Origin of the sequence: Paraburkholderia sp. Cpub6 (assembly GCF_014201065.1) — a bacterium.
Lineage (GTDB): Bacteria > Pseudomonadota > Gammaproteobacteria > Burkholderiales > Burkholderiaceae > Paraburkholderia > Paraburkholderia tuberum.
This window is the reverse complement of record NZ_JACHDM010000002.1, coordinates 1-24,840: the sequence shown is the minus strand read 5'-3', so window position 1 is coordinate 24,840 and position 24,840 is coordinate 1. Positions and strand designations below refer to the sequence as shown.

The window sequence follows — 24,840 nt, the reverse complement described above, 5'->3', positions numbered from 1 at the left end:
GCCGCCGGCACCAGCGCGAATTTCTCGAAACCCGTAGTCAGAAGTTGCCGAGGAACCAGTCCTTCATGCGCGAGAACACCTGTCCCATCGACCCCGACTGCACCGCAACCTTGCGCCCGCGCATACGCTGCGAGCGTCCTTCGACGAGCAGACCCATCGCCGTCGAATAGCGCGGATTGCGCACGACGTCGGCGAGACCGCCCGCATACTCCGGCACGCCGATGCGCACCGGTTTCAGGAAAATGTCCTCACCGAGTTCGACCATGCCGATCATCATCGACGCGCCGCCCGTCAGCACGACGCCCGAGCTCAGCAGTTCCTCATAACCCGACTCGCGCACCACCTGCTGCACGAGCGAAAACAGTTCTTCGACGCGCGGCTCGATCACGGCCGCCAATGCCTGGCGCGACAGCGTGCGCGGACCGCGCTCGCCGAGACCCGGCACTTCGATCATCTCGTCCGGATCGGCGAGCGCCTGCTTGGCGATGCCGTAGTCAACCTTGATGTCCTCGGCATCCGGCGTCGGCGTTCGCAGCGCCATCGCGATGTCGCTCGTGATCTGGTCGCCGGCGATCGGAATCACGGCCGTGTGGCGAATCGCGCCTTCGCTGAAGATCGCGATGTCCGTCGTGCCGCCGCCGATATCGACCAGCACCACGCCCAGTTCCTTTTCGTCTTCCGTCAGCACCGCGAGCGACGACGCGAGCGGCTGCAGAATCAGGTCGTTCACTTCGAGGCCGCAGCGACGCACGCACTTGACGATGTTCTGCGCCGCGCTCACGGCACCGGTCACGATATGCACCTTCACTTCGAGGCGGATGCCGCTCATGCCGATCGGCTCGCGCACGTCTTCCTGACCGTCGATGATGAATTCCTGCGTGAGGATATGCAGCACCTGCTGGTCGGTCGGAATGTTGATCGCCTTCGCGGTTTCAATTACGCGCGCGACGTCGGCCTGCGTGACTTCCTTCTCCTTGATCGCGACCATGCCGCTCGAATTGAAGCTGCGGATATGGCTGCCGGCGATCCCGGTGAACACGTTCGTGATCTTGCAGTCGGCCATCAGCTCGGCTTCCTCGAGCGCGCGCTGAATCGACTGCACGGTGGCTTCGATATTCACCACCACGCCCTTCTTGAGCCCCTTCGATTCGCTCTGGCCGAGACCGATCACCTCGTAGTGACCCTCGCCCTTCAACTCGGCGACGATGGCCACTACCTTCGACGTTCCGATGTCGAGGGCGACCAGCAGATCTTTATAGTCTTTACTCATAGCGTGCTCAGTGCGTGTGATGTCCGTTTACTTCTTGCCCTTGTCGGGTTCGCTGATGAAGCGCATGCCAGTGGCACGAATCGCGAAACCGTTCGGATAGCGCAAGTCCGCATTCTCGATATCCTTTCCCCAACGTTGCGTCACCGCGCTCCATGCCGCGGTCAGGCGCTTGCTGCGATCGGCCAGCGTGTCCTGATTGCGTTCGCGGCCCAACTCCACCTGCGTGCCGTTCGACAGCTTCACCGTCCACGCGTAGCGCGGCGACAGCGTCACTTCCTCGGGCGTCTCGTGGATCGCCGCAAACCACTTCTGGAAGTCGTGATAACGCGCGACGACTTCCTTCGCCGTACCGTCCGGGCCGTCGAACGCCGGCAGGTCTCCGTCGAGCTCGCCCTGGTTCGCGGTGAACAGCTCGCCGTCGACGCTCACCAGCTGATCGCTGCCCCACGTCCCAAGCGGCTTGTACTCCTCGAGCGTGACAGCCAGTGCATTCGGCCACACGCGCCGTACGCTCGCGTGACGCACCCACGGCATCTGCTCGAACGCCTGCCGCGCGACGTCGAGATCGACCGTGAAGTAGTTGCCCTTCAGTCGCCCCACCACGCCGGCGCGTACCGTCGGCGAATTGATGTGCTCGGTATCGCCGTCGATCTGGATCTCGCGCAGCGCGAAATTCGGGCGCTGGATCAGCCAGTAAGCGCCCGCCGCCAGCAGCACGAGCACCAGCAACGCGTGCAGCGCGTTGGTGGCGAGATTGAGCTGGCGAACGTTGTTCCACATGGTGTCGCTTGCGGTTGCCTTGGTTAATCCTGCAGCGTCAGCGCCAACACGCCGACCACCAGTTCCTGATAGCTGATGCCGACCGCGCGCGCCGCTTTCGGCGGCAGCGAGTGATCGGTCATGCCGGGCGCCGTATTCACTTCGAGGAAGTACGGCTTGCCTTCGCCGTCGAGCATGAAGTCCGCGCGGCCCCAGTCGGTGCAGCCGAGCACATCGAACGCGCGGCGCGCGAGCACCTTCAGGCGCGCTTCCTCTTCGGCGCCGAGACCGCACGGAATCAGATACTGCGTGTCGTTGGCGACGTACTTCGCGTGGTAGTCGTAGAACTCGCCAGCCGGCACGATGCGGATCACCGGCAGGTCCAGATTGCCGGCGATGCACGCGGTGTATTCGCCGCCGCCTTCGATGCTCTTCTCGACCACGACGATACGGTCGTGCTTCACGGCTTCGATCAACGCGGCCGGCAGCGCGTCCGCGCTCTTCACCTTGATCACGGCGACACTCGAACCTTCGCTCGCCGGCTTCACGAACAGCGGCAGACCGAGCTTCGCGACGATCTCCCTGGCGCGCGCTTCGTAGTCGTCACCGCGCAGCACCGCTTCGAACGGCGGAGTCGGAATGCCGAGCTGCTGCCACACGAGCTTGGTGCGGAACTTGTCGAGACCGAGCGCCGAGCCGAGCACGCCGCTACCGGTGTAACGGATGCCATAGAAATCCAGCGCGCCCTGGATCTGGCCGTTCTCGCCGTAGCCGCCATGCAGCGCGTTGAACGCGCGCACGAAGCCTTCATCCTTCAACGCGGACAGCGGACGCTCGGCCGGATCGAACGGATGCGCGTCGACGCCCGCGTCACGCAGGCCTTGCAACACCAGGCGCCCGGAATTGAGCGACACCTCGCGCTCGGCGGAATTACCACCGAGCAGCACTGCCACCTTGCCGAATTGTTTAGGGTCGATACTGCTCATCTCACACCTTCTGTTCCTGAGCGAGTCGAACCGGCACACCGCCGATCGAACCCGCGCCCATCGTAATCACCACATCGCCGTCGCGCACCACCGTGGACAGCGCGTCCGGCACTTCATCCACCGTATCGACAAACACCGGCTCGACCTTGCCCGCGACGCGCAGCGCGCGCGCCAATGCGCGGCCGTCGGCGGCGACGATCGGCGCTTCGCCGGCCGCATAGACTTCGGTCAGCACGAGCGCGTCGACGGTCGACAGCACTTTCACGAAATCCTCGAAGCAATCACGCGTGCGCGTGAAGCGGTGCGGCTGGAACGCCAGCACCAGACGCCGGCCCGGAAATGCGCCGCGCGCCGCCGCCAACGTGGCGGCCATTTCGACCGGGTGGTGACCGTAGTCGTCCACCAGCGTGTAGGAGCCCGCGGCCTGGCCGTCGCTGAGAACCGGCACTTCGCCATAGCGTTGGAAGCGTCGGCCGACGCCGTTGAAATCCGCGAGCGCTCGCTGGATATCGGCATCTTTCACTTCAAGTTCAGTCGCAATTGCAATTGCGGCCAACGCGTTCTGCACGTTGTGCTCGCCCGGCAGGTTCAACGTCACGTCGAGCGGCGCCGCGTCTTCGCGCATCACGGTGAAATGCATGCGGCCTTCGCGAGCTTCGACGTTGACCGCGCGCACCTGCGCATCGGCCGCGAAACCGTAGCGGATGATCGGCTTCGACACGAACGGCAGGATCTCCTTCACGTTCGGATCGTCGACGCACAGCACCGCGATGCCGTAGAACGGCAAACGGTGCGTGAATTCGATGAAGGCCTGCTTCAGACGCGCGAAGTCGTGGCCATAGGTGTCCATATGATCGGCATCGATGTTCGTGATGACCTCGATCACCGGGAACAGGTTCAGGAACGACGCGTCCGATTCGTCCGCCTCGGCGACGATGAAGTCGCCGGTGCCGAGGCGCGCATTCGCGCCCGCGCTGATCAGCCGGCCGCCGATCACGAAGGTCGGATCGAGCCCGCCCGCGGCGAGCACGCTCGCGACCAGCGACGTGGTCGTGGTCTTGCCGTGCGTGCCGGCAATCGCGATGCCCTGCTTCAGACGCATCAACTCCGCGAGCATCACCGCGCGCGGCACGATCGGAATGCGGCGATGACGCGCGGCCAGCACTTCCGGGTTGTCGCTGCGCACCGCGGTCGAAACCACCACCGCGTTCGCGCCTTCGATGTTCTGCGCCGCGTGCCCGATCGAAATGCGCGCACCGAGCCCGGCGAGGCGCTCGGTGACCGCGTTGCCCGACAGGTCCGAGCCGCTCACCTGATAGCCAAGATTGACGAGCACTTCGGCGATGCCGCTCATGCCCACGCCGCCGATGCCGACGAAATGAATGTGTTTGACGATGTGTTTCATTGCTTTCCTTCTGGGCTCACGCCCGCCATCGAACCCGCAGCCGCCACCGTCGCGCAGATCTGCGCGACCTGTTCGGTGGCATCCGGTTTCGCGAGCGAGCGCGAACGCTCCGCCATTTCCGCGAGACTTTCCCGCGTCTGGCTGCGCAACCAGTCGGCGAGCTTTTCCGCCGACAGATCGCGTTGTTGCACGACCAGCGCCGCGCCGTTGTCGGCGAGGAACGCTGCATTAGTGGTCTGGTGATCGTCGACCGCGTACGGGAACGGCACGAACAGCGCCGCGACGCCGACCGCCGAGATCTCCGACACGGTCATCGCGCCCGAGCGGCAGATCACCAGATCGGCTGCTTCGTAAGCGCTCGTCATGTCGTCGATGAACGGCACGAGCGAGACATCCGCACCAGCCTGCAAACCAGCCGCCGCGTAGTTCTCGCGCAGAGCGTCGATATGCTTCGCGCCCGCCTGATGCACGATGCGCGGTCTCTCGTTGGAGCCAAGCAGCGCGAGCGCGCGCGGCACGACTTCGTTCAACGCCGCGGCGCCGAGACTGCCGCCCACGACGAGCATGTTCAGCGGACCATTACGCTGCGCGTAGCGTGCTTTGGGTGGATTCGCCCGCGCAAGTTCCTCGCGAATCGGATTACCGGTCCATTCGCTGTGCGGCAGCGCATTTGGAAATGCGACCAGCACGCGCTTCGCGAGCTTCGCGAGCACCTTGTTCGCGAGACCCGCGATCGAATTCTGTTCGTGCAGCACGAGCGGCCGACCGCTCAGCGCGGTCATCAGACCGGCCGGGAACGTGATGTAGCCGCCCATGCCGAGCACGACGTCGGGCTTCACGCGACGCAGCACGCTCAAACTCTGCGTGCATGCGCGCAGCAGGTTCACCGGCAGCATCAGCTTGGTCTTCAGGCCCTTGCCGCGCACGCCGCCGAAGCGCAGGTACTCCATTGGAATGCCGTGCTTCGGTACCAGCGTCGCTTCCATGCCCGCGGGGTTGCCGAGCCACACGACTTTCCAGCCCCACGCCTGCATCAGATGTGCGACCGCGAGCCCCGGGAACACATGTCCCCCGGTGCCGCCGGCCATCACCATCAGCGTGCGTTGTGGCAGAGCCGTCATACCTTGCCCCCGCGCATCAACACCCGGTTCTCATAGTCGACCCGCATCAGCACCGCGATCGCCACGCAGTTCAACAAAATGCCCGAGCCGCCGTAACTGACGAGCGGCGACGTCAGGCCCTTGGTCGGCAGTAGGCCGAGGTTCACGCCCATGTTGATGAAGGTCTGCGCGCCGAACCATATGCCGACGCCCTTCGCGACCAGACCCGCGAACGTGCGATCGAGCGCGAGCGCCTGGCGGCCGATCTCGAACGAGCGGCGCACGATCCAGTAGAACATCAGGATCACGACGAGCACGCCGACGAAACCCAGCTCCTCGCCGATCACCGCGAGAATGAAGTCGGTATGCGCTTCCGGCAGATAGTTGAGCTTCTCGACGCTGCCGCCGAGACCGACGCCGAACCACTCGCCGCGCCCGAACGCGATCAGCGAGTGCGTCAGCTGATACGCCTTGCCCTGCGCGTAGCGATCGTCCCACGGGTCGAGGTAGGCGAAGATCCGCTCACGACGCCACGGCGACGCCCACACCAGCAACGTGAACGTGCCCACCGCGGTCGCGACGAGGCCGCCGAACAGCTTGCCGTTCACACCGCCGAGGAACAGCACGCCCATCGCGATCGCCGCGATCACCATGAACGCGCCCATGTCCGGCTCGAGCAGCAGCAGCATGCCGACGAGACCGACCGCGACGGCCATCGGCAGAAAGCCCTTGGCGAAGCTGTGCATGTATTCCTGCTTGCGCACCGTGTAGTTCGCCGCGTAGATCGTCACCGCGAGCTTCATGATTTCCGACGGCTGCATGTTCGTGATGCCGAGCGGAATCCAGCGGCGCGCGCCGTTCACGCCCTTGCCGACGTGCGGGATCAGCACGATCACGAGCGCGACGAGCGAGATCAGGAAGAGCTTCGGTGCGTACTTGTCCCACGTCGAAATCGGAATGCGGAACGACGCGACGCCGACCGCCGCGCCCATCAGCACGAAGATGATCTGGCGCACGAGGAACGCCCAATCGCGATACGACGCGTACTTCGGCGAATCGGGCATCGCGATCGACGCCGAGTACACCATCACGACGCCGAGCCCGAGCAGCGCGACGACGACCCACAGCAGCGAGTGGTCGTAGTCGAGCATGCGCGAGCGCAGCGGCCGCACGCCGTTGACCGCGCTCGCGAGACCGCTGCCGCCCGTGCGGGTGGACGTGCGCGCCGCGGCGCCGTTGCCGCCGGAGGGTTCGCGCGAGCCGAAACGTTCCGACCAGCTCATATCATCGTCCCCCGTTCGGCCGCGATATCTTCGACCGTGCTGCGAAATACCGCCGCGCGGTGTGCGTAACCCTTGAACATGTCGAAGCTCGCGCACGCGGGCGACAGCAGCACCGCGTCGCCGGGCTGCGCGAGCGCGGTGGCCGCGCGCGTCGCGTCTTCAAGAGTCGCGTGATCGGTCATCGCGACGCCGCAATGTTCGAGCGCCGCGCGAATCTGTGGCGCATCGCGGCCGATCAGCATCACCGCGCGGCACCAGCGCATCACCGGTGCGGCGAGCGGCTCGAACTCCTGACCCTTGCCGTCGCCGCCGGCGATCAGCACGACGCGCTGCGCGAGACCGTCGAGCGCGGCGACCGTCGCGCCGACGTTGGTGCCCTTGCTGTCGTCCACATAGTCGATACCGTCGATCGACGCGATCAGTTCCACGCGATGCGGCTCGCCGCGATATTCGCGCAGGCCGTGCAAAAGCGGCGCGCCGGGCAGGCCGATCGCGCGTGCGAGCGCGTACGCGGCCAACGCGTTGGCGGCGTTGTGCAGGCCACGGATGCGCAGTGCGTCGGCGGGCATCAGACGCTTCAACGCGATGTCGGGCGTTGCGGCTGCTTCGTTCTTGCGACGGCGCTTCGGCGTCGGCGCCCCGAAGGAAGTCCCCTTGGGGGACTCGTCGCTCGCGTCGCGATCTTGCGCTTCGACGAGCCACACCATGCCGTTGTCGCGCAGGAGGCCATAGTCACCGTCGTTCTTCGGCTCGGTCACGCCGAACGTGACGACCTCCGCGTCGCCGCTGGCAGGCGCGAGCGCCATTACGCGTGCGTCGTCGCGGTTCAGCACGCGCACCGTCCGTGTACCGAAGATGCGGCCCTTCGCGGCTGCGTACGCATCAAGTCCGCCGTGCCAGTCCAGATGATCCTGCGTGATGTTGAGCACGGCGGCCGCGTCCGGCGCAAACGTATGCGAGGTCTCCAGCTGGAAGCTCGACAGTTCGAGCACCCACACGTCGGGCAGCGCAGTCTGGTCGATCGCTTCGGAGAGCTTGTCGAGCAGCGACGGGCTGATGTTGCCCGCCACCGCGACCTTCTTGCCCGCGCGTTCGCACAGCAGGCCGGCGAGACTCGTCGTCGTGGTCTTGCCGTTCGTGCCGGTAATCGCGATCACCTTCGGCGCGTAGCCGGACTCGCCGAGCGCGCGCAGCGCCTGCGAGAACAGTTCGAGTTCGCCCCACACCGGGATGCCCTGCTCGCGCGCCGCCGTGATCAGCGGCAGCAGATCGGCGGCCAGCGGCGACAGTCCCGGGCTGATCGCGACCAGCTCGACGCCTTCGAGCAGCACCGGCGAAAACGGACCGCCGACGAAATCGGCATCGACGCCATGCGCTTCGAGCGCGGACAGATTCGGCGGCACTTCGCGCGTATCGGCCACGCGCAGCCGACAGCCGTGCCTGGCGCACCAGCGCGCCATCGCGAGACCGGATTCACCCAGTCCCAGCACGAGCACCATCGGCTTTTGCCGATCCCGAAACTTCTCGCCGAACATCGCCTGCTTCCTTAAATACTGCTGCTTAACGCAATTTGAGCGTGGACAAACCGAACAGGCACAACATCAACGTGATGATCCAGAAACGCACGACCACCTGCGTTTCCTTCCAGCCCGACAATTCGAAATGGTGATGCAGCGGTGCCATCTTGAAGAACCGCCGCCCTTCGCCGTAACGGCGCTTCGTGTATTTGAACCACGTGACCTGCAGCATCACCGACAGCGTTTCCGCGACGAAAATGCCGCCCATGATGAACAGCACGATTTCCTGACGCACGATCACCGCGACCGTGCCGAGCGCACCGCCGAGCGCGAGCGCGCCGACGTCGCCCATGAACATCTGCGCCGGGTGCGTGTTGAACCAAAGAAACGCAAGACCCGCGCCGCCCATCGCCGAACAGAAGATCAGCAATTCGCCCGCGCCGGGGATGTGCGGGAACAGCAGGTATTTCGAGTAGACCGAGCTGCCCATCACGTACGCGAACACACCGAGCGACGCGCCGACCAGCACGACCGGCATGATCACGAGGCCGTCGAGGCCGTCGGTCAGATTCACCGCGTTGCTCGCGCCGACGATCACGAGGTACGTGAGCACGATGAAGCCCCACACGCCGAGCGGATAAGTGATCGACTTGAAGAACGGCAGCAGCAGGTCGGCGCGCGCGGGCAGGCCCATCGACAGACCGCTGCGCACCCACGCCATGAACAGGTCGAACACGCGCACGTTGCTCGCCTCGGACACGCTGAACGCGAGATAAACCGCCGCGAACAGGCCGATCACCGATTGCCAGAAATACTTCTCGCGCGATGACATGCCGCGCGGGTCCTTGTAGACGACCTTGCGGTAATCGTCGACCCAGCCGATCACGCCGAAGCCGAACGTGACGAGCATCACGATCCAGATGAAGCGGTTGGTCAGATCGGCCCACAGCAGCGTGGCCACGGCAATGCCGAGCAGGATCAGCACGCCGCCCATCGTCGGCGTGCCCGATTTGACGAGGTGAGTTTGCGGACCGTCCTTGCGAACGGCCTGGCCGACCTTCATCGCGGTCAGCTTGCGAATGACCGCCGGGCCGCAGACGAGCCCGATCAACAACGCGGTGATCGTCGCCATCACCGCGCGAAACGTCAGATAACTGAACACGCGCAAGAAGCTTGCGTCATTCTGCAGCCATTGCGCCAGCGCCAGTAGCATGCCTGGATCCTTCTATTTCAATGTGCAGCGGGCGTCGTGCCCGCGGCGTTGGGTTGTGGACTCGTAACGGCGTCCACCACGCGCTCCATCTGCATGAAGCGCGAGCCTTTCACGAGAAGCGTTGCGGCAGCGCCAAAGCCGGCCTGCTGCAGTTGCGCGACCAGTGCGCCGACATCGGCGACGTGGTGCGCACCCGCGCCGTATGCGGTGCAGGCGTCGCGCGAGGCGTCGCCCATCGCATACAGCGCGTCGATACCGCGCTCTTTCGCATACGCGCCGATTTCGCGGTGAAACGCCGGGCCGTTGTCGCCGACTTCGCCCATGTCGCCCATCACGAGCACACGCGGCGATTCACGTGACGCGAGCACGTCGATCGCGGCGCGCATCGAATCGGGATTCGCGTTGTAGGTGTCGTCGATCACGGTTGCGCCCGCGAGCGTGCCGAGCACGGCCTGCTTGACCTGCAGACGACCCTTCACCGCGCCGAACGATTCGAGGCCGCGCTGGATCGCGTCGAGCGACACGCCCGCTGCCAACGCCGCCGAGGCCGCCGCGAGCGCGTTGTGTGCGTTGTGATTGCCGAGCACCTGCAGCGTGACGTCGAGATGGCCTTGCGGCGTGTCGATACTCAAACGCTTGCCGTCGAACCTGCCCTTCACCGCGGCTTCGGTCGTGCGCTCCGCGCTGTTCAACGCGAAATCGATGATGCGACTGCCGGTCGCGGCGACGCGCCAGATGCTCGCGTATGCGTCGTCGGCGGGGAATACCGCCGTGCCTTCCGGCGACAGCGCGTGAATCACGCTCGCGTGTTCGAGCGCGACCGCCTCGACGCTCGCCATGAATTCCTGGTGCTCGCGCTGCGCGTTGTTGACGACGGCAACCGTCGGCTCGGCGAGCTTCGCGAGCAGTTCAGTTTCGCCCGGATGGTTCATGCCGAGTTCGACCACGGCGAGCCGATGCGCGGCATGCAGACGGAACAGGGTGAGCGGAAGGCCGATGTCGTTGTTGAAATTGCCCGCGGTCGCGAGACGCGCATCCGCGCCGACCGCGGCCGCGAAGATCGAGGCGATCATTTCCTTGACCGTGGTCTTGCCGTTGCTGCCCGTGACCGCGACGAGCGGCAGGTCGAACTGACGACGCCAGCCGCGCGCGAGCGCGCCGAGCGCTTCGCGCGTATCGGCGACGCGGATCGCGGGCACGCTCCAGCTATCCGGCGTGCGCGCGACGAGCACCGCCGCGACGTTGCGCTCGGCCACTTGCGGCAGGAAGTCGTGCGCGTCGAAACGGTCGCCCTTGATCGCGATGAACAGATCGCCGGGGCCAGCGCTGCGGCTGTCGGTCGACACGCGCTCGAAGCGCACGCTGTCGTCGCCGGTGACGCTCGCGCCGGGGATCTGCGCGGCGGCTGCACGTAGCGAGAACATGTTCATTCGCCACCTCCGCGTGTTTGTGTGGCGCGCGCGGCGAGCGCGAGGCGGGCGTGGTCCTGATCGGAGAAAGCGCGTTTCTTGCCCATGATTTCCTGTGTGGCTTCGTGCCCCTTGCCGGCCAGCACGATCACGTCTTCGCGCGCGGCGCCGCGGATCGCCTGCAGGATCGCGCTCGCGCGGTCCTCGATGCGGCGCGCCTGCGACGCTTCCTGCATGCCCGCGGCAATTTGCTCGATGATCGCGAGCGGATCTTCGCTGCGCGGGTTGTCGCTCGTCACGACGACGTCGTCCGCCAGCCGCTCGGCGATCGCGCCCATCAGCGGACGCTTGGTCGCATCGCGGTCGCCGCCGCAGCCGAACATGCAGACGAGTTCGCCGCCGCGCGCCGTCGCGATCGGCCGTAGTGCTTCGAGCGTCTTTTCGAGCGCATCGGGTGTGTGCGCGTAGTCGATCACGACGAGCGGTTCGTCGTTCTGCAGACGGCCGCCCAGACGCTGCATGCGGCCGTTCACCGGTTCGAGCTTCGCGAGTTCGGCGAGCGCCGCGTCGAACGGCACGTCGGCGGCGAGCAGCACGCCGAGCACCGCGAGCAGATTGGCGACGTTGAAGAGGCCGAGCGTTTGCACTTCGACTTCGGCGTTGCCCCAGTCCGAGGTGCTCAGATGAAACGCGGTGCCGGTCGCGGTGGCACGCACGTTCGATGCAGTGAGCCACGCGTCGGCTTGCGGTGTGCCGTCAGCGTTGGCGTCGCCATGCTCGCCCTCGATGCCATACGCGATCGTGCGCGCGTGACTACGCGTGCTCGCGAGCAAACGCCGGCCGGCGGCATCGTCGCGATTGATCACGGCCGCGCGCAGCTCGGGCCAGGCGAACAGACGCGCCTTGGCGGCTTCATAGGCCTCGAACGTGCCGTGATAGTCGAGATGGTCCTGCGTCAGGTTCGTGAACACCGCGATGTCGAAAGCGGTGCCGTTCACGCGCCCCTGGTGCAGCGCATGCGACGACACTTCCATCGCCACCGCCTGCGCGCCCGCGTCGCGCAATTGCGCGAGGCTGCGTTGCAATTGCGGTGCGTCGGGCGTCGTGAAGCCGGTGTGCACGAGTTGGCCGACGAGCCCTGTGCCGAGCGTGCCGACGATCGCGCAGCGCATGCCGCGCGCGGACAGCGCCGCGGCGACCCACTGGCTGCACGAGGTCTTGCCGTTCGTGCCGGTGATGCCGACCGCGAGCATCGCGTCGCTCGGATCGCGATACCACGCGCTCGCGATCGTGCCGGCGAGTTCGTTCAACGCCGGCACCGCGTGCGCGACGGACGCATCGAGCGTGCCGCCGAAGCCTTCGGATTGCACGAGCACGGCGGCCGCGCCGCGCTCGATCGCGGCGTCGATGAACGGGCGGTTGTCCGCGCCATCGACCGCGTATGCGAAGAACGCGTCGCCGGCCGCGAGCGAGCGCGTGTCGGCGTGCAGATGCGCGCCTGGCTGCACGTGTGCGTGCAGCCAGGCGAGGGCGTCGGCGATCTGCCGGTGCGCTGGATGTTGCTCGCGCAGCGCGCTCATCGCTCGACTCCTGGATGATTTTTCGGGGTGGCGGAAATGGTCATCTTCTTCACGCCGGGGCTCGTCGACAGCTTCTTCACCACGGGCGGCGTGGCCGGCGCGCCGGGCGCGGGCGGCGCCGAATCGTCGGACACGACCATCTGCTTGACGGGCATGTCGGGCGGCACGTTCAGCGCGCGCAGCGTATCCCCGGCGATGCCCGAAAACACCGGGCCCGACACCTGGCCGCCGAAGTGGCTACCGGCCGTCGGCTCGTCGACCGACACCGCAACGACGATGCGCGGATTCGGCATCGGCGCCATGCCGACGAACGAGGCGCGATATTTGGAGTGGTCGTAGCCGTGCGGACCGTGCTTGTACGCGGTACCGCTCTTGCCGCCGACGCGATAGCCGGGCACCGCCGCATCCGGCGATGTGCCTTGCGGCGACACCACGGTTTCGAGCATCGCGCGCACTTCACGCGCGGTGGTCGGCGAGAAGATCTGCGGACCGGTGGCCGGCGGGTCGCCCGGCGTGTGGAAAATCGTCACCGGCATGATTTCGCCGTCGTGCGCGATCGCGGTGTACGCGCGGCCGAGCTGGAACAGCGACACCGACAGGCCATAGCCGTACGACATCGTCGCCTGCTCGATGCGGCGCCAGCTCTTCCACGGACGCAGACGGCCCGCCGCCGCGCCCGGAAAGCCGACCTTCGGTGCCTGGCCGAGACCGATGCTGGTGTACATGTTCCACATCTCTTCGGGCCGCAACTGCATCGCGATTTTGGTCGCGCCGATGTTGCTCGACTTCTGGATCACGCCGCCGACCGTCAGCACGCCGAAGCCGCTGTCGTCGGTAATCGGCGCGCCGTCGAGTACGAAGTGCCCGTTGCCCGTATCTACCAGTGTAGTCGGCGTCACCCGGTGCAGATCGAGCGCGAGCGACACCGTGAACGGCTTCATGATCGAACCCGGCTCGAACGTGTCGGTGAGGATGCGGTTGCGCAGCTGGTCGCCGGTCAGGTGCGAGCGGTCGTTCGGGTTGTAGGTCGGGTAATTGACGAGCGCGAGCACTTCGCCGGTGCGCACGTCGATCACCATCGCCGCGCCGGCCTTCGCCTTGAATTTCTCGACGGCCGCTTTCAGGTTCGTATAGGCGATGTACTGGATCTTGCTGTCGATCGACAGATCGACGTCCTTGCCGTTGTGCGGCACGACCTGTTCGTCGACATCCTCGATGATGTGGCCCATCCGGTCCTTGATCACGCGACGGCTGCCCGACATGCCCGCGAGGAGCTTCTGGTCGCCGAGCTCGACGCCTTCCTGGCCCTCGTCCTCGACGTTCGTGAAGCCGATCAGGTGAGCGGTGATCTCGCCTTCCGGATAGAAGCGCTTGTACTCGTCGCGCGAGTAAATGCCGGGGATGTCGAGCGCCGCGACTTTTTCTGCGACGTCGACCGGCACCTGGCGCTTCACGTAGACGAAGGTCTTGTCTTCCGACAGCTTCGAGCGCAATTCCTTAGTGGTCATGCCGAGCAGTTTGCCGAGCGCGTCGAGCTTGTCGGCGCCGAGGTCGTCGGGCACCGATTCGGGAATCGCCCAGATTGCACGCACCGGCAGACTCGTGGCGAGCACGAGGCCGTTGCGGTCGAGAATCTTGCCGCGCGTGGCCGGCATGTCGATGCGGCGCTGATAGCGGATCTCGCCCTGCTTCAGATAGAACGCGTTGCCCGGCCCCTGAATCCAGAACGCGCGCGCGGCGAGCGCGACGAACGCCATGAACAGCAGGAACACGACGAGCTTCGAGCGCCACATCGGCAGGCGCACCGACAGAATCGGATTGGCCGAAAACGCAACGCTCTTGTGGGCCGACGATTTTTTCATCGCGTGGCTCCGCGACGGGTCGCGACCGGCGCCGAGGCCGGCGCGGAAGTCGGAATGGGTGCGTCGATCGCCGTCGCGGCACCCGGGGCGAGCGTCAGGTACTGGGTGCGGCCCGTGGTGACCGATTGCATCTTCAGCGAGGCAGTGGCGAGCTGCTCGATGCGCGACGTTTTGGACAGCGCGCTCTGCTGATATTGAAGCTGCGAATAGTCCTGCTGCAGCTGACGCTCCTGCGACTGCGCGCGCTGCAGCTGGATAAAGATCTGACGCTGCTGATTGGTCGCGTTGACGACCGACAAGGCACAGCCCATCACGATGATCAGCAGGAAAATATTGAGGCGGTTCATGGCGCGATCCGCTCCGCCACGCGCATCACGGCAGAACGGGCGCGCGGGTTGCCGGCGACTTCAGCGTCGCTCGCGAATACGCGGCCGATGATCTTGAGCGGAGGGCTCGGCAGGTCGACCGCGCGGATCGGCAGACGGCGATCCACCGCCGGCGTGCTCGCGTGCGCCTGCATGAATCGCTTGACGATCCGGTCCTCGAGCGAATGAAAGCTGATGACCACCAGCCGCCCCCCTTGCTCCAACAACGACAACGCTGCTTCTAGAACGACTTGCAGCTCCGCAAGCTCTTGATTGACGTGAATCCGTATAGCCTGAAAGGTGCGGGTTGCCGGGTCCTTGCCCTTCTCACGGGTTTTGACGACGTTAGCCACGATTTGGGCAAGCTCGCCCGTGCTGACGAGAGGCCCAAGACGGTCGGACTCTGCCCGGCGAGCAACAAGCGCCTTTGCAATCTGAAAAGCAAACCGTTCTTCCCCATAATCTCGTATCACCTCCGTCAATTCCTGCACCGTGGCCCGCGCGAGCCAGTCAGCGGCGGACTCGCCGCGCGTCGGGTCCATCCGCATGTCGAGCGGGCCGTCGGCGCGGAAGCTGAAGCCCCGCTCCGGATCGTCGACTTGCGGCGACGACACGCCCAGATCCAGCAACACCCCCGACACACGCCCTACCCCGCGCTCCGCCATCGCGGCGCGCAGTGAAGCAAAACTCTCGTGGACGATGGCAAAGCGCGGATCGGCGATCTTCTGCGCCGTCGCGATCGCGAGCGGATCTTTATCGAACGCGATCAGCCGCCCTGCTTCACCGAGCCGTTCCAGCACGAGGCGGCTATGGCCGCCACGGCCGAACGTGCCGTCCACATACGTGCCGTCGGCGCGCGTGACCAGCGCATCGACCGCTTCGTTCAGCAGCACCGTGCGATGCTGCAATTCGTTTCCCATCGCAGGTGCCATATAAATAAGCCGCGATCAGAACGTGAAATCTTTCAACGCGTCGGGCATGCCCTCGGCGATCGCCGCCTGTTCCTTCGCGGCGTAGATCTGTGCATCCCACAGCTCGAAATGGCGGCCCATGCCGAGCAAGGTCACTTCTTTCTCCAGCGAGCCAGCCGCTCGCAACTCCGGCGACACGAGCACACGGCCTGCGCCGTCCATATCCACATCCATTGCATTGCCGAGAAAAATGCGTTTCCACCAGGCGGCGTTCATGGGCAGCTTGTCGACCTTGTCACGGAAGATTTCCCATTCGGGGCGCGGAAAGAGCAACAGGCAGCCGTCCGGGTGCTTGGTGATCGTCACCCGGCCCTCTGCCTGTGTTTGCAGCGCATCCCGATAACGAGAGGGAATCGACATCCGCCCTTTCGCATCGAGCGTCAGCGCCGACGCCCCTTGGAACACTTCGCTCTCCCCTATTGCGGCGCTGTTTGCGCCGCCCGCCCGGTCCGTGAAAATCTACCCGAAAGTGGTGCCGAGAACACACAAAAATACACTTTCTCACACTGTCTCCCACTTTAGAGGAACGCTAAACACGGGTCAAGGGAGCGGCGCGCTTTTCGAGCGGATTTTGTTTGCTAGAACAAGGACTTAGCGCGACTCCTTCACGTCCAGCATAAAACAGAAAACCGTTATAAATGAAAGGGCTAGTGCAACTTGTGAAGGTGATACGTGAAAAGTGCGAGGAAACAGCGCGAATTGAAAGAGATCGTCAAGGGATTCTGAAAGGGAAGAGGCGGCGTCGCCCGGATCGACGACGAACGGGGCGCGCGGCGCCGTCTCGCTTGCGGAAATGCGTTCAGCGATGGCTGAGGCGATACGTGCGGTGCGCCGGTTAGCGAAGCGAAGCGGGTGAAACGCTCATATGTAATAGGCGGTGCGCGTCATCACCTTCGACATCGCACGCATCAACGCGCGTACAGGAAACGGCAACTCGATGCCGCCCGCGTCCATCGCGGCCTTGCCGTGCTGCGCTTCATCGACGCGCATCTGCTCGACGATCGCGCGCGATTCATGGTCCGCGGCGGGGAGCTGATCGAGATGACTGTCGAGATGCTGCTCGACCTGGCGCTCCGTTTCGGCCATGAAGCCAAGACTCACGCGATCGCCGAGACGCCCCGCGGCGAGACCGATCGCGAGCGCGCCGGTGTACCACAGCGGATTGAGCAGACTCGGACGCGAGTCGAGCGCCTGGAGGCGTTTGGCGGTCCACGCCAGATGATCCTCTTCTTCCGACGCGGCGTGATCGAACATGGCGCGCAATGAAGGTGAGTCGGTGGCGAGTTTCTGCGCCTGGTAAAGCGCCTGCGCGCACACTTCGCCGACGTGGTTCACACGCATCAAACCCGCCGCATGCGCGCGCTCCGCGGACGAGAGTTCGGGAGCTTCGGCCGTCGCCGCGGAAGCCTGCGGAAGCGGCAGCGGACGGCTCATCCGCGAGACCCCCGTCAGTGAGCGTAAACCCCGATCAAACTCGCCAATCAACTCGTCCAGCAACATAAAGCGCTCCCTGATTCGATAACCGCCGCATCGTTCCGGAAGGTCCGTGCGACAAGGCCTCGCGACGCGAAAGCCGTGGCCCGACAGGCACCAATCCGCATGAAATGGGCGGTTAATTTGCGATTCTAGACCATGTTGCGTAAACGAAACAGCGGCCTTCCGGAGCGACTCCTTTTTCTTTGTTCCATGTATGCCTTTTGTTACATTACGTGGCAACTTCTCGCGAAGTTGGACAGCAAGGCCCTCAGCACTAACTAAATATTTCGCCTTGTACAAAAGATTCGTATTCCTTGGAGATCATTCGATGAAAAAGTCGCTTCTCGCTCTCGCAGCACTGGGCGCATTCGCAGGCGTCGCTCATGCGCAGAGCAGCGTGACCCTGTACGGCATCGTTGACGTTGGTATCAACATGAACACCAACTCGGGCGGTAAGCATCTGTACAACATGTCCAGCGGCGTCCTGCAAGGCTCGCGTTTCGGCCTGCGTGGCACTGAAGATCTGGGCGGCGGTCTGAAGGCCCTGTTCGTGTTGGAAAACGGCTTTGACGTGACCAACGGCAAGCTCGGTCAAGGCGGCCTGATGTTCGGTCGTCAGGCTTACGTCGGTCTGTCGAGCCAGTTCGGCACGGTCACGCTGGGTCGTCAGTACGACTCCGTCGTCGACTACGTGGGTCCGTTCGAATCGGGTGATCAGTGGGGCGGCTACATCGCCGCTCACCCGGGCGATATCGACAACTTCAACAACGCGTATCGCACCAACAACACGGTCAAGTTCACCAGCAAAGACTACAACGGCCTGAAGTTCGGCGGCACGTATAGCTTCGGCGGCGTCGCCGGTGACTTCACGCATAACCAGATCTGGTCGTTGGGTGCTGGCTATAACAACGGTCCGCTGCAATTGGGCTTGGGTTATTTGAACGCGCGCACGCCGGCAGCTTCGGGCGGTCTGTTCAACAACGGCGGCACGATCGCAACGAATACGCCGGCCACGGGTACTACTGCAGCTAACTTCGCAGTCACGACCCCGATCTACGCAGGCTTCGCATCGGCCAACACGTACCAGGTCATCGGCGCGGGCGGTGCGTACACGTTCGGCGCGGCAACCATCGGCCTGACGTATTCGAACATCCAGTTCGGCAACCTCGGCAAGACGTTCGCGTCGCCGTTCGCTGGCCAGAAGGCAACGTTCAACAACGGCGAAATCAACTTCAAGTATCAGTTGACCCCGGCACTGCTGGTCGGCGCGGCGTATGACTACACGCGCGGCACGCAGATCGAAGGCAACTCGCGTGCTCAGTACCACCAAGGCGCGCTGGGCGTGGACTACTTCCTGTCCAAGCGTACCGACGTGTACCTGGTCGGCGTGTACCAGCACGCTTTGGGCGACACGGTCAACGCAACGGGTCAGGTGGTCGCAGCAACGGCAGGCATCAACGGCCTGACCGGTTCGTCGAGCAACAACCAGTTCACGGCTCGTATCGGTATCCGTCACAAGTTCTAATAAGTCGTAAAAAAACGCAGTTTGTCTCAAAGGCGCCTTCGGGCGCCTTTTTTTATGCGCGGATTTTGTACGGGCAACAAAAAGCCCGGCGCATTTTCGTGCGCCGGGTTTTTGTTCTTCGCTCGCTTAAGCCCTGCCGTCGCGCAACTCGCGGCGCAGGATCTTGCCGACATTGCTCTTCGGCAACTCGGCGCGGAATTCGACGACCTTCGGCCGCTTGTAGCCGGTCAGTTGCGTTTTGCAGTATGCGAAGATCTGTTCGTCGGTCAGCGACGGATCCTTTTTCACGACGAACAGCTTCACTGCCTCGCCGGAATGCTGATCCGGTACACCCACCGCCGCGACTTCGAACACACCCGGCAGCTTTGCGACGACGTCCTCGACTTCATTCGGATACACGTTGAAGCCGGACACCAGAATCATGTCCTTCTTGCGATCGACGATCTTCACAAAGCCGTCCGCGCCCATGATGCCGACGTCGCCTGATTTAAAGAAGCCGTCCGCCGTCATCACCTTGGCGGTTTCGTCGGGCCTGTTCCAGTAGCCCGCCATCAGCTGCGGGCCGCGGATGCAGATCTCGCCGGACTGGCCGGGCGGCACTTCGTTGCCTTCGTCGTCGCGGATCGAGACTTCGGTCGACGGCAGTGGCAGGCCGATCGTGCCGTTGTATTCGGTGGCGGTGACGGGATTGCAGGTCACGCACGGCGACGTTTCCGACAGCCCGTAGCCCTCGACGATCGGCGTGCGCGTCAGCTCGAACCAGCGCTTCGCGACCGCCTCCTGCACCGCCATGCCGCCGCCGTTCGCGGTCAGCAGCTTCGAGAAGTCGAGCTTGTGGAAGTCGGGGCTGTTCAACATCGCGTTGTAGAGCGTGTTGACCGCGGGAATCGTCGTGATCGCATACCCCTCGAGCGACTTGATCATGCCGGGGATATCGCGCGGATTCGGAATCAGCACGCCGAGACCGCCGGTGCGGATCGTCAGCAGCCCGCACACGGTCAGCGCGAACACGTGATACAGCGGCAACGCGACGACCGTAATGAACTGATCGATATCCGTGCGGTTCGCGCGCACCGGATTGAGCCAGACCTCCGACTGCAGCACGTTCGCGATCAGGTTCCGGTGCAGCAGCGTCGCGCCCTTGGCCACGCCGGTGGTGCCGCCCGTGTATTGCAGGAACGCGATATCGTCGGGCCCCTGCCGGACCGGCTTGAACGTCAGACGTGCACCCTCCGAGACCGTGTCGTTGAACTTGACGTGCCCAGCCAGGCTCCACGCCGGCACCATCTTCTTGACCTTGCGCACGACGAAGTTCACGAGCGGGCCTTTGATGCCCATCAGGTCGCCCATCGCCGCGACGACCACATGCTTGACCGGCGTATTGCGCACGATTGCCTGCAAGGTCCCCGCGAAATTCTCGAGCAGGATGATCGCCTCAGTGCCGCTGTCCTTCAGTTGGTGCTCGAGTTCGCGCGGCGTGTACAGCGGATTCACGTTCACGACCACATAGCCCGCGCGCAGAATCGCGGCGAGCGCGACTGGATACTGCAGCACGTTCGGCATCATGATCGCGACACGCGAGCCGCGCGTGAGCCCTTTCGACTGCAGCCACGCTGCAAGATTGCGCGAAAGCTCGTCGAGTTCACCGTAGCTGATCTGCTTGCCCATGCACACGAACGCCGGCTTTGCGCGGTGTTCGCGAAAGGCTTCCTCGAGCAACTCGGTCACCGACGAATAGCGTGTCGGGTCGATCTCTGCTGGAACGCCGGGCGGATAAGATTTCAGCCAGATTTTCTCCATGCAGCGTCTCCTGAATTATTTTCGAATGGTCGTGCTAAAAACGCATCGTAGCATGGGCATATTGCGGCCAATGGGCAAAGCGATGAGGTTAGACGGCAGCCTCGAACTTGCGAGGCTGGGCGCCAGCTTCAATGTGCGGCGCGGCTTTCAGGCCCGCTCGACTTCGACGAGACAGTCGTAAAACGTCGCCGAACCGCCGAGATCGGTGAGTGCCTGGCTCGTCAACTGGTTCGCGTTGCGGCCGTCCGGCGCGAGCTTCTTCCACCAGATCGACAACCCGACGACCAGGCCTTCGCGCGCCCGGTCGGTCACGCGGGCACGCGCTTGCATCAAGCCGCGGTCGTTGAAGATGCGCACCTGATCGCCGTCGCCGATGCCGCGCGCGTGCGCGTCGGCAGGGTGGATGTCCAGATGCGGCTCGCCTTCCGTCGCGCGCAGACTCTCGATGTTCACGAAGGTGCTGTTCAGGAAGTTGCGCGCGGGCGGTGAAATCATCGCGAGCGGATAGCGGGCCGCCAGTTCGGGCGCGCCGTCGGCCGATTCGTAGGGTGGCAGGTAGTCCGGCAGCGGGTCGAGGCCCTGTTGCGCAAGGCGCTCGCTGTAGAACTCGCACTTGCCGGATGGCGTGCGAAAACCACCGTCGGCAAATGGCGCGTCAGGCAGATTGAGACGGGCCCAGCCGGCTTGCTTCAGCATCGGCCAGTCGACACCGTCCAGCGTCTTGTCGTCCCAGCGAAATGCGGCTTGCGCGACGGCTTCGTCGCTGTCGAAGAGCGCCGGCTCCGTCATGCCCATGCGGCGCGCGAGGCTGCGGAAGATATCGGTATTCGGCCGTGCGTCGCCGAACGGCGCGATGGCGGGCAGGTTGACCATCACGTGCGTGTGACCGTACGACTTGTGCACGTCGAGATGCTCGAGCTGCGTCGTGGCAGGCAACAGCAGGTCGGCGTAATCCGCGGTGTCGGTCTGGAAATGCTCGAGCACGATCGTGAACAGATCCTCGCGCGCAAAACCCGCCGCGACACGTTCGGAGTCCGGTGCGACCGCGACCGGATTCGAGTTGTAGACCACGATCGCCTCGACCTTGGGGCCGAACGTCGCGTCGCCCGGATGCAGCAACGCGTCGCCGATCGCATTCATATTGATCACGCGGCTCGGCTTCGACGGCCAACCCGGCATCAGGTCGGGACGCTGCAACGCGTGCGAGTCGACCGGTGCCCAACCGCTCGCCGACAACAGCGCCCCGCCCGCGCGCTCGCGCCATGCGCCGGTCAGCGACGGCAGACACGCGATTGCGCGCACCGCATTGCCCCCGCCACGCACCCGCTGCAGACCGTAATTCAAGCGGATCGCGGCTTTCTTCGTGCTGGCGTAAAGTCGCGCAAGATCGGCGATTTCCTCTTCTTCGACGCTACAGATTTCACTAACCCGAGACAATGGATAGCTGAGCGCACGCACCTTCAAGTCGGCGAAGCCCAGCGTGTGCGCCGCGATGTACTCGTAGTCGAGCAGATTCTCGGTAATCAGGACGTTCATGATGCCGAGCGCGAGAGCGCCGTCTGTGCCTGGCTTCAGCGCGATGTGTTGATGGCATTTCTCCGCGGTCAGCGAGCGATACGGATCGATTGCGATCAGCCGGGCGCCGCGACGTTTGGCTTCCTGCGCGCGCGTCCAGAAATGCAGATTCGATGCGATCGGATTCGCTCCCCAGATCAGGATCACCTCGCTCTCGGCGAAAAACTCGGTGTGCATACCGATGCCGGCGCCGTACGTGTATTTGAGGCCGGCAGCGCCGGCCGCCGCGCAAATCGCGCGATCCAGCTGCGATGCGCCGAGCTTGTGGAAAAAGCGTTGCGCGATGCTATCGCCCTGCACCAGGCCCATCGTGCCCGCGTAGCTGTAAGGCAGAATCGCTTCCGACGCGCGACGGACAATCTCGCCGAGGCGGCTTGCGGCAAGGTCGAACGCTTCGTCCCAGTTGATTGGCTCGAAACGGCCCTCGCCCTTGCGGCCGACACGCTTCATGGGCGTCGTCAATCGGTTCGGATGGTATACACGCTCCGCGTAACGACTGACCTTTGTGCACAGCACGCCCTGAGTCGGCGGATGGTCGGGATCGCCGGCGACCTTGATCGCCCGTCCATTGTCGATGGTCACGCGCATCGCGCAGGTGTCGGGGCAATCGTGCGGGCACACGGCGCGCGCGAATTCGGTCGGGGCGTTCATCGGCAATGTGTCCTGGCGAGCAGTAAGCGGTCGCGCAAAGTGGAATTTTATTACGTCTATAGGCCGCCGACCTCCGTGGCGCCACCAAAAATGCCTTCGGCGTAGAATGAATTATCCGCAGTGCCCGGGCCGACGTGGTCCGCGGCGATCTCATGCTCGTCAAGCACAAACGCATAATCACTCCATCATGAAACTCATCCCCGAAATTCAAGCCGCTCGCGGCGAAATCCAGACCCTTCGACGAACCATCCATGCCCACCCGGAGTTGCGCTACGAAGAGACGGCGACTGCTGATCTCGTCGCGCGTTCGCTCGAGTCCTGGGGCATCGAGACCCACCGTGGTTTCGGCAAGACGGGCGTGGTCGGCGTATTGAAACGAGGTAACGGCTCGCGCGCGATTGGCCTGCGAGCCGACATGGACGCGCTGCCGATCCAGGAGCTCAACAGCTTCGATCATCGGTCGACGAACGACGGCAAGATGCATGCGTGCGGGCACGACGGACATACGGCGATGCTGCTCGGTGCCGCGCACTACCTGGCCAAACATGGTGCTTTCGACGGCACGATCGTGTTCATTTTCCAGCCGGCTGAAGAAGGCGGCGCCGGCGCGAAGGCTATGATGGACGACGGCTTGTTCAACAAATTCCCCGTGGACGCCGTGTTTGGCATTCACAACTGGCCGGGCATGCCGGCGGGCCACTTCGGCGTGACCGAAGGCCCGATCATGGCGTCGAGCAATGAATTTCGCATCGAAATCAAGGGCGTCGGCTCGCATGCAGCGCTACCGCACAATGGCCGTGATCCGGTCTTTGCGGCGGTGCAAATTGCCAACGGGCTGCAAAGCATCATCACGCGAAACAAAAAGCCGCTGGATACTGCGGTATTGTCGATAACGCAGATACATGCGGGCGATGCGGTCAATGTAGTACCGGACGACGCATGGATCGCGGGGACCGTTCGGACCTTCACTACAGAAACGCTCGACCTGATCGAGTCACGCATGCGCAAGATCGCGCACAGTACAGCCGAAGCATACGATTGCTCCGTTCAGATCCAATTCCACCGGAACTATCCCCCGACGATCAACAGCAGCGAGGAAGCGCGTTTTGCGGCGTCGGTCATGAAAGAGATCGTTGGCGCGGAAAATGTCGATGACGCGGTTGAACCGACCATGGGTGCCGAAGATTTTTCGTTCATGCTGCTGGCGAAACCGGGTTGCTATGCGTTTTTGGGCAACGGCGATGGCGGCCACCGCGAGGCGGGCCACGGCGCGGGCCCTTGTATGCTGCACAACGCGAGTTATGACTTTAACGACGAGTTGTTGCCGGTGGGATCGACGTATTGGGTCCGACTGGCGCAGAAGTTTCTGGCGCAAGGGAAGTAGAGAGTTGATGGAGCGGCCCCCTGAATCACCGGACACAGTTTCCCACTTAAAATAGCGGGTAGGCATATGACTGTGTTTTTGACTAGCAACAAACAAGAAGTGATGGAAGTGTTGATGGGACCGGAACGCCGGCGGCGGTGGTGAGAGAGAGTTTCGAGCCGGGCAAGTCGGTCTCGATGGTTGCACGCCAGCACGGCGTGAATCCGAACCAGTCGTTTCACTGGCGCAAGCTGTATCGGGATGGCAGCCTGTCGGCTGTCAGTGCCGGGGAGGAAGTCGTACCAGCGTCGGAGCTGAGCGATGCGCTGAAGCAAATCAGGGAACTCCAGCGACTGCTCGGTAAGCACCTCACGACGACCGTCGTAGACGGCGGCGAGAACCGACATCAAAGTGGTGCCCATCATTTTCGATTTGATGGACATCACTGTGACAGAGTCGGAAGCCAAGCCGGGTAGCCGCAAGGGACGCCCGAATTATGATCGCGAGTTTCGACGCCGGCTTGCGGCCGCGGCATGTGAGCCTGGTGCGTCGGTCGCGAAGCTGGCGCGGGACAATGGCATCAATGCAAACATGCTGTTTACCTGGCGGCGTCGCTATCGCGAGCAATTGCAGGGGGAAACGACGTGCCTGATTCCAGTGGCGGTGGTTCATGAGACGCCGCCGCAGCGCGTGGCGATGCCCCCAGATGCAAGGGACGTCTGCAACCGGA

At 64.0% G+C, this 24,840-nt stretch carries 20 protein-coding genes and 1 pseudogene; 4 read left to right on the top strand and 17 right to left on the bottom strand.

What is annotated here, in order from left to right; all coding sequences use genetic code 11:
- Positions 1-37 precede the first annotated feature (37 nt).
- From ftsA to coq7, 15 genes are all read right to left on the bottom strand, one after another.
- Positions 38-1,270, bottom strand: a complete 1,233-nt coding sequence (gene ftsA / locus HDG33_RS04850; protein WP_008921172.1) for a cell division protein FtsA — start codon at positions 1,268-1,270, stop codon at positions 38-40.
- Between the two features lie 27 nt (positions 1,271-1,297).
- Positions 1,298-2,050, bottom strand: coding sequence for a cell division protein FtsQ/DivIB (locus HDG33_RS04845; RefSeq protein WP_184022867.1), 753 nt, complete (start codon positions 2,048-2,050; stop codon positions 1,298-1,300).
- A gap of 23 nt (positions 2,051-2,073) precedes the next feature.
- On the bottom strand, positions 2,074-3,015 hold the full coding sequence (locus HDG33_RS04840) for a D-alanine--D-alanine ligase (RefSeq protein ID WP_184022866.1): 942 nt from the start codon (positions 3,013-3,015) through the stop codon (positions 2,074-2,076).
- Between the two features lies 1 nt (position 3,016).
- Positions 3,017-4,420: a UDP-N-acetylmuramate--L-alanine ligase gene (gene murC, locus HDG33_RS04835; protein WP_184022865.1), complete on the bottom strand. Its 1,404-nt coding sequence runs from the start codon at positions 4,418-4,420 to the stop codon at positions 3,017-3,019.
- On the bottom strand, positions 4,417-5,541 hold the full coding sequence (murG, locus tag HDG33_RS04830; protein WP_184022864.1) for an undecaprenyldiphospho-muramoylpentapeptide beta-N-acetylglucosaminyltransferase: 1,125 nt from the start codon (positions 5,539-5,541) through the stop codon (positions 4,417-4,419). The genes murC and murG overlap by 4 nt, the downstream gene beginning before the upstream one ends.
- Positions 5,538-6,803: a putative lipid II flippase FtsW gene (gene ftsW / locus HDG33_RS04825; protein ID WP_184022863.1), complete on the bottom strand. Its 1,266-nt coding sequence runs from the start codon at positions 6,801-6,803 to the stop codon at positions 5,538-5,540. Before ftsW ends, murG begins: the two co-directional genes overlap by 4 nt.
- Positions 6,800-8,338, bottom strand: coding sequence for a UDP-N-acetylmuramoyl-L-alanine--D-glutamate ligase (gene murD, locus HDG33_RS04820; RefSeq protein WP_184022862.1), 1,539 nt, complete (start codon positions 8,336-8,338; stop codon positions 6,800-6,802). Before murD ends, ftsW begins: the two co-directional genes overlap by 4 nt.
- Before the next feature lie 25 nt (positions 8,339-8,363).
- The gene (mraY, locus tag HDG33_RS04815; protein WP_184022861.1) at positions 8,364-9,533 is read right to left on the bottom strand and encodes a phospho-N-acetylmuramoyl-pentapeptide-transferase; all 1,170 of its coding nucleotides are present in this window, start codon (positions 9,531-9,533) and stop codon (positions 8,364-8,366) included.
- A 17-nt stretch (positions 9,534-9,550) separates the two neighbouring features.
- Positions 9,551-10,963, bottom strand: a complete 1,413-nt coding sequence (gene murF, locus HDG33_RS04810; RefSeq protein ID WP_184022860.1) for a UDP-N-acetylmuramoyl-tripeptide--D-alanyl-D-alanine ligase — start codon at positions 10,961-10,963, stop codon at positions 9,551-9,553.
- Positions 10,960-12,522, bottom strand: coding sequence for a UDP-N-acetylmuramoyl-L-alanyl-D-glutamate--2,6-diaminopimelate ligase (locus HDG33_RS04805; protein WP_184022859.1), 1,563 nt, complete (start codon positions 12,520-12,522; stop codon positions 10,960-10,962). The genes murF and HDG33_RS04805 overlap by 4 nt, the downstream gene beginning before the upstream one ends.
- Positions 12,519-14,384, bottom strand: coding sequence for a penicillin-binding protein 2 (locus HDG33_RS04800; protein WP_184022858.1), 1,866 nt, complete (start codon positions 14,382-14,384; stop codon positions 12,519-12,521). Before HDG33_RS04800 ends, HDG33_RS04805 begins: the two co-directional genes overlap by 4 nt.
- Complete coding sequence (ftsL, locus tag HDG33_RS04795) at positions 14,381-14,731, bottom strand: cell division protein FtsL (RefSeq protein ID WP_090801975.1); 351 nt, start codon at positions 14,729-14,731, stop codon at positions 14,381-14,383. The genes HDG33_RS04800 and ftsL overlap by 4 nt, the downstream gene beginning before the upstream one ends.
- Positions 14,728-15,681: a 16S rRNA (cytosine(1402)-N(4))-methyltransferase RsmH gene (gene rsmH, locus HDG33_RS04790; RefSeq protein WP_184022857.1), complete on the bottom strand. Its 954-nt coding sequence runs from the start codon at positions 15,679-15,681 to the stop codon at positions 14,728-14,730. Before rsmH ends, ftsL begins: the two co-directional genes overlap by 4 nt.
- Before the next feature lie 15 nt (positions 15,682-15,696).
- Entirely contained in the window at positions 15,697-16,125 is a 429-nt protein-coding gene (gene mraZ, locus HDG33_RS04785; RefSeq protein ID WP_013090620.1) for a division/cell wall cluster transcriptional repressor MraZ, read from the bottom strand.
- Positions 16,126-16,581: 456 nt separating this feature from the next.
- Complete coding sequence (gene coq7 / locus HDG33_RS04780) at positions 16,582-17,220, bottom strand: 2-polyprenyl-3-methyl-6-methoxy-1,4-benzoquinone monooxygenase (protein WP_184023305.1); 639 nt, start codon at positions 17,218-17,220, stop codon at positions 16,582-16,584.
- 304 nt (positions 17,221-17,524) lie between these two features.
- Here coq7 and HDG33_RS04775 point away from each other — a divergent pair, with 304 nt between their 5' ends.
- Positions 17,525-18,721 (top strand): porin, encoded by a 1,197-nt coding sequence (locus tag HDG33_RS04775; RefSeq protein WP_184022856.1) that lies wholly within the window; start codon positions 17,525-17,527, stop codon positions 18,719-18,721.
- 126 nt (positions 18,722-18,847) lie between these two features.
- On the opposite strand, the gene HDG33_RS04770 is transcribed toward HDG33_RS04775, so the two are convergent.
- Both HDG33_RS04770 and HDG33_RS04765 read right to left on the bottom strand, forming a co-directional pair.
- Positions 18,848-20,521 (bottom strand): long-chain fatty acid--CoA ligase, encoded by a 1,674-nt coding sequence (locus HDG33_RS04770; protein WP_184022855.1) that lies wholly within the window; start codon positions 20,519-20,521, stop codon positions 18,848-18,850.
- A 147-nt stretch (positions 20,522-20,668) separates the two neighbouring features.
- Positions 20,669-22,747, bottom strand: coding sequence for a molybdopterin-dependent oxidoreductase (locus HDG33_RS04765; protein WP_184022854.1), 2,079 nt, complete (start codon positions 22,745-22,747; stop codon positions 20,669-20,671).
- Positions 22,748-22,934: 187 nt separating this feature from the next.
- On the opposite strand from HDG33_RS04765, the gene HDG33_RS04760 reads away from it, so the two are divergent.
- From HDG33_RS04760 to tnpA, 3 genes and pseudogenes are all read left to right on the top strand, one after another.
- A complete protein-coding gene (locus tag HDG33_RS04760) occupies positions 22,935-24,131 on the top strand; it encodes a M20 aminoacylase family protein (protein WP_184022853.1) in 1,197 nt (398 codons plus the stop codon).
- A gap of 102 nt (positions 24,132-24,233) precedes the next feature.
- Positions 24,234-24,475: pseudogene (locus tag HDG33_RS04755) on the top strand (transposase); the annotation flags it as partial.
- Positions 24,476-24,521: 46 nt separating this feature from the next.
- The coding region (gene tnpA, locus HDG33_RS04750) for an IS66-like element accessory protein TnpA (protein ID WP_409258968.1) at positions 24,522-24,840 on the top strand (319 nt) is incomplete at its 3' end.

Bases quoted from the DNA above. Each gene is read 5' to 3' on its own strand.
- ftsA (WP_008921172.1), bottom strand. From the start codon at position 1,270: ATGAGTAAAGACTATAAAGATCTGCTGGTCGCCCTCGACATCGGAACG.
- HDG33_RS04845 (WP_184022867.1), bottom strand. From the start codon at position 2,050: ATGTGGAACAACGTTCGCCAGCTCAATCTCGCCACCAACGCGCTGCAC.
- HDG33_RS04840 (WP_184022866.1), bottom strand. From the start codon at position 3,015: ATGAGCAGTATCGACCCTAAACAATTCGGCAAGGTGGCAGTGCTGCTC.
- murC (WP_184022865.1), bottom strand. From the start codon at position 4,420: ATGAAACACATCGTCAAACACATTCATTTCGTCGGCATCGGCGGCGTG.
- murG (WP_184022864.1), bottom strand. From the start codon at position 5,541: ATGACGGCTCTGCCACAACGCACGCTGATGGTGATGGCCGGCGGCACC.
- ftsW (WP_184022863.1), bottom strand. From the start codon at position 6,803: ATGAGCTGGTCGGAACGTTTCGGCTCGCGCGAACCCTCCGGCGGCAAC.
- murD (WP_184022862.1), bottom strand. From the start codon at position 8,338: ATGTTCGGCGAGAAGTTTCGGGATCGGCAAAAGCCGATGGTGCTCGTG.
- mraY (WP_184022861.1), bottom strand. From the start codon at position 9,533: ATGCTACTGGCGCTGGCGCAATGGCTGCAGAATGACGCAAGCTTCTTG.
- murF (WP_184022860.1), bottom strand. From the start codon at position 10,963: ATGAACATGTTCTCGCTACGTGCAGCCGCCGCGCAGATCCCCGGCGCG.
- HDG33_RS04805 (WP_184022859.1), bottom strand. From the start codon at position 12,522: ATGAGCGCGCTGCGCGAGCAACATCCAGCGCACCGGCAGATCGCCGAC.
- HDG33_RS04800 (WP_184022858.1), bottom strand. From the start codon at position 14,384: ATGAAAAAATCGTCGGCCCACAAGAGCGTTGCGTTTTCGGCCAATCCG.
- ftsL (WP_090801975.1), bottom strand. From the start codon at position 14,731: ATGAACCGCCTCAATATTTTCCTGCTGATCATCGTGATGGGCTGTGCC.
- rsmH (WP_184022857.1), bottom strand. From the start codon at position 15,681: ATGGCACCTGCGATGGGAAACGAATTGCAGCATCGCACGGTGCTGCTG.
- coq7 (WP_184023305.1), bottom strand. From the start codon at position 17,220: ATGTTGCTGGACGAGTTGATTGGCGAGTTTGATCGGGGTTTACGCTCA.
- HDG33_RS04775 (WP_184022856.1), top strand. From the start codon at position 17,525: ATGAAAAAGTCGCTTCTCGCTCTCGCAGCACTGGGCGCATTCGCAGGC.
- HDG33_RS04770 (WP_184022855.1), bottom strand. From the start codon at position 20,521: ATGGAGAAAATCTGGCTGAAATCTTATCCGCCCGGCGTTCCAGCAGAG.
- HDG33_RS04765 (WP_184022854.1), bottom strand. From the start codon at position 22,747: ATGAACGCCCCGACCGAATTCGCGCGCGCCGTGTGCCCGCACGATTGC.
- HDG33_RS04760 (WP_184022853.1), top strand. From the start codon at position 22,935: ATGAAACTCATCCCCGAAATTCAAGCCGCTCGCGGCGAAATCCAGACC.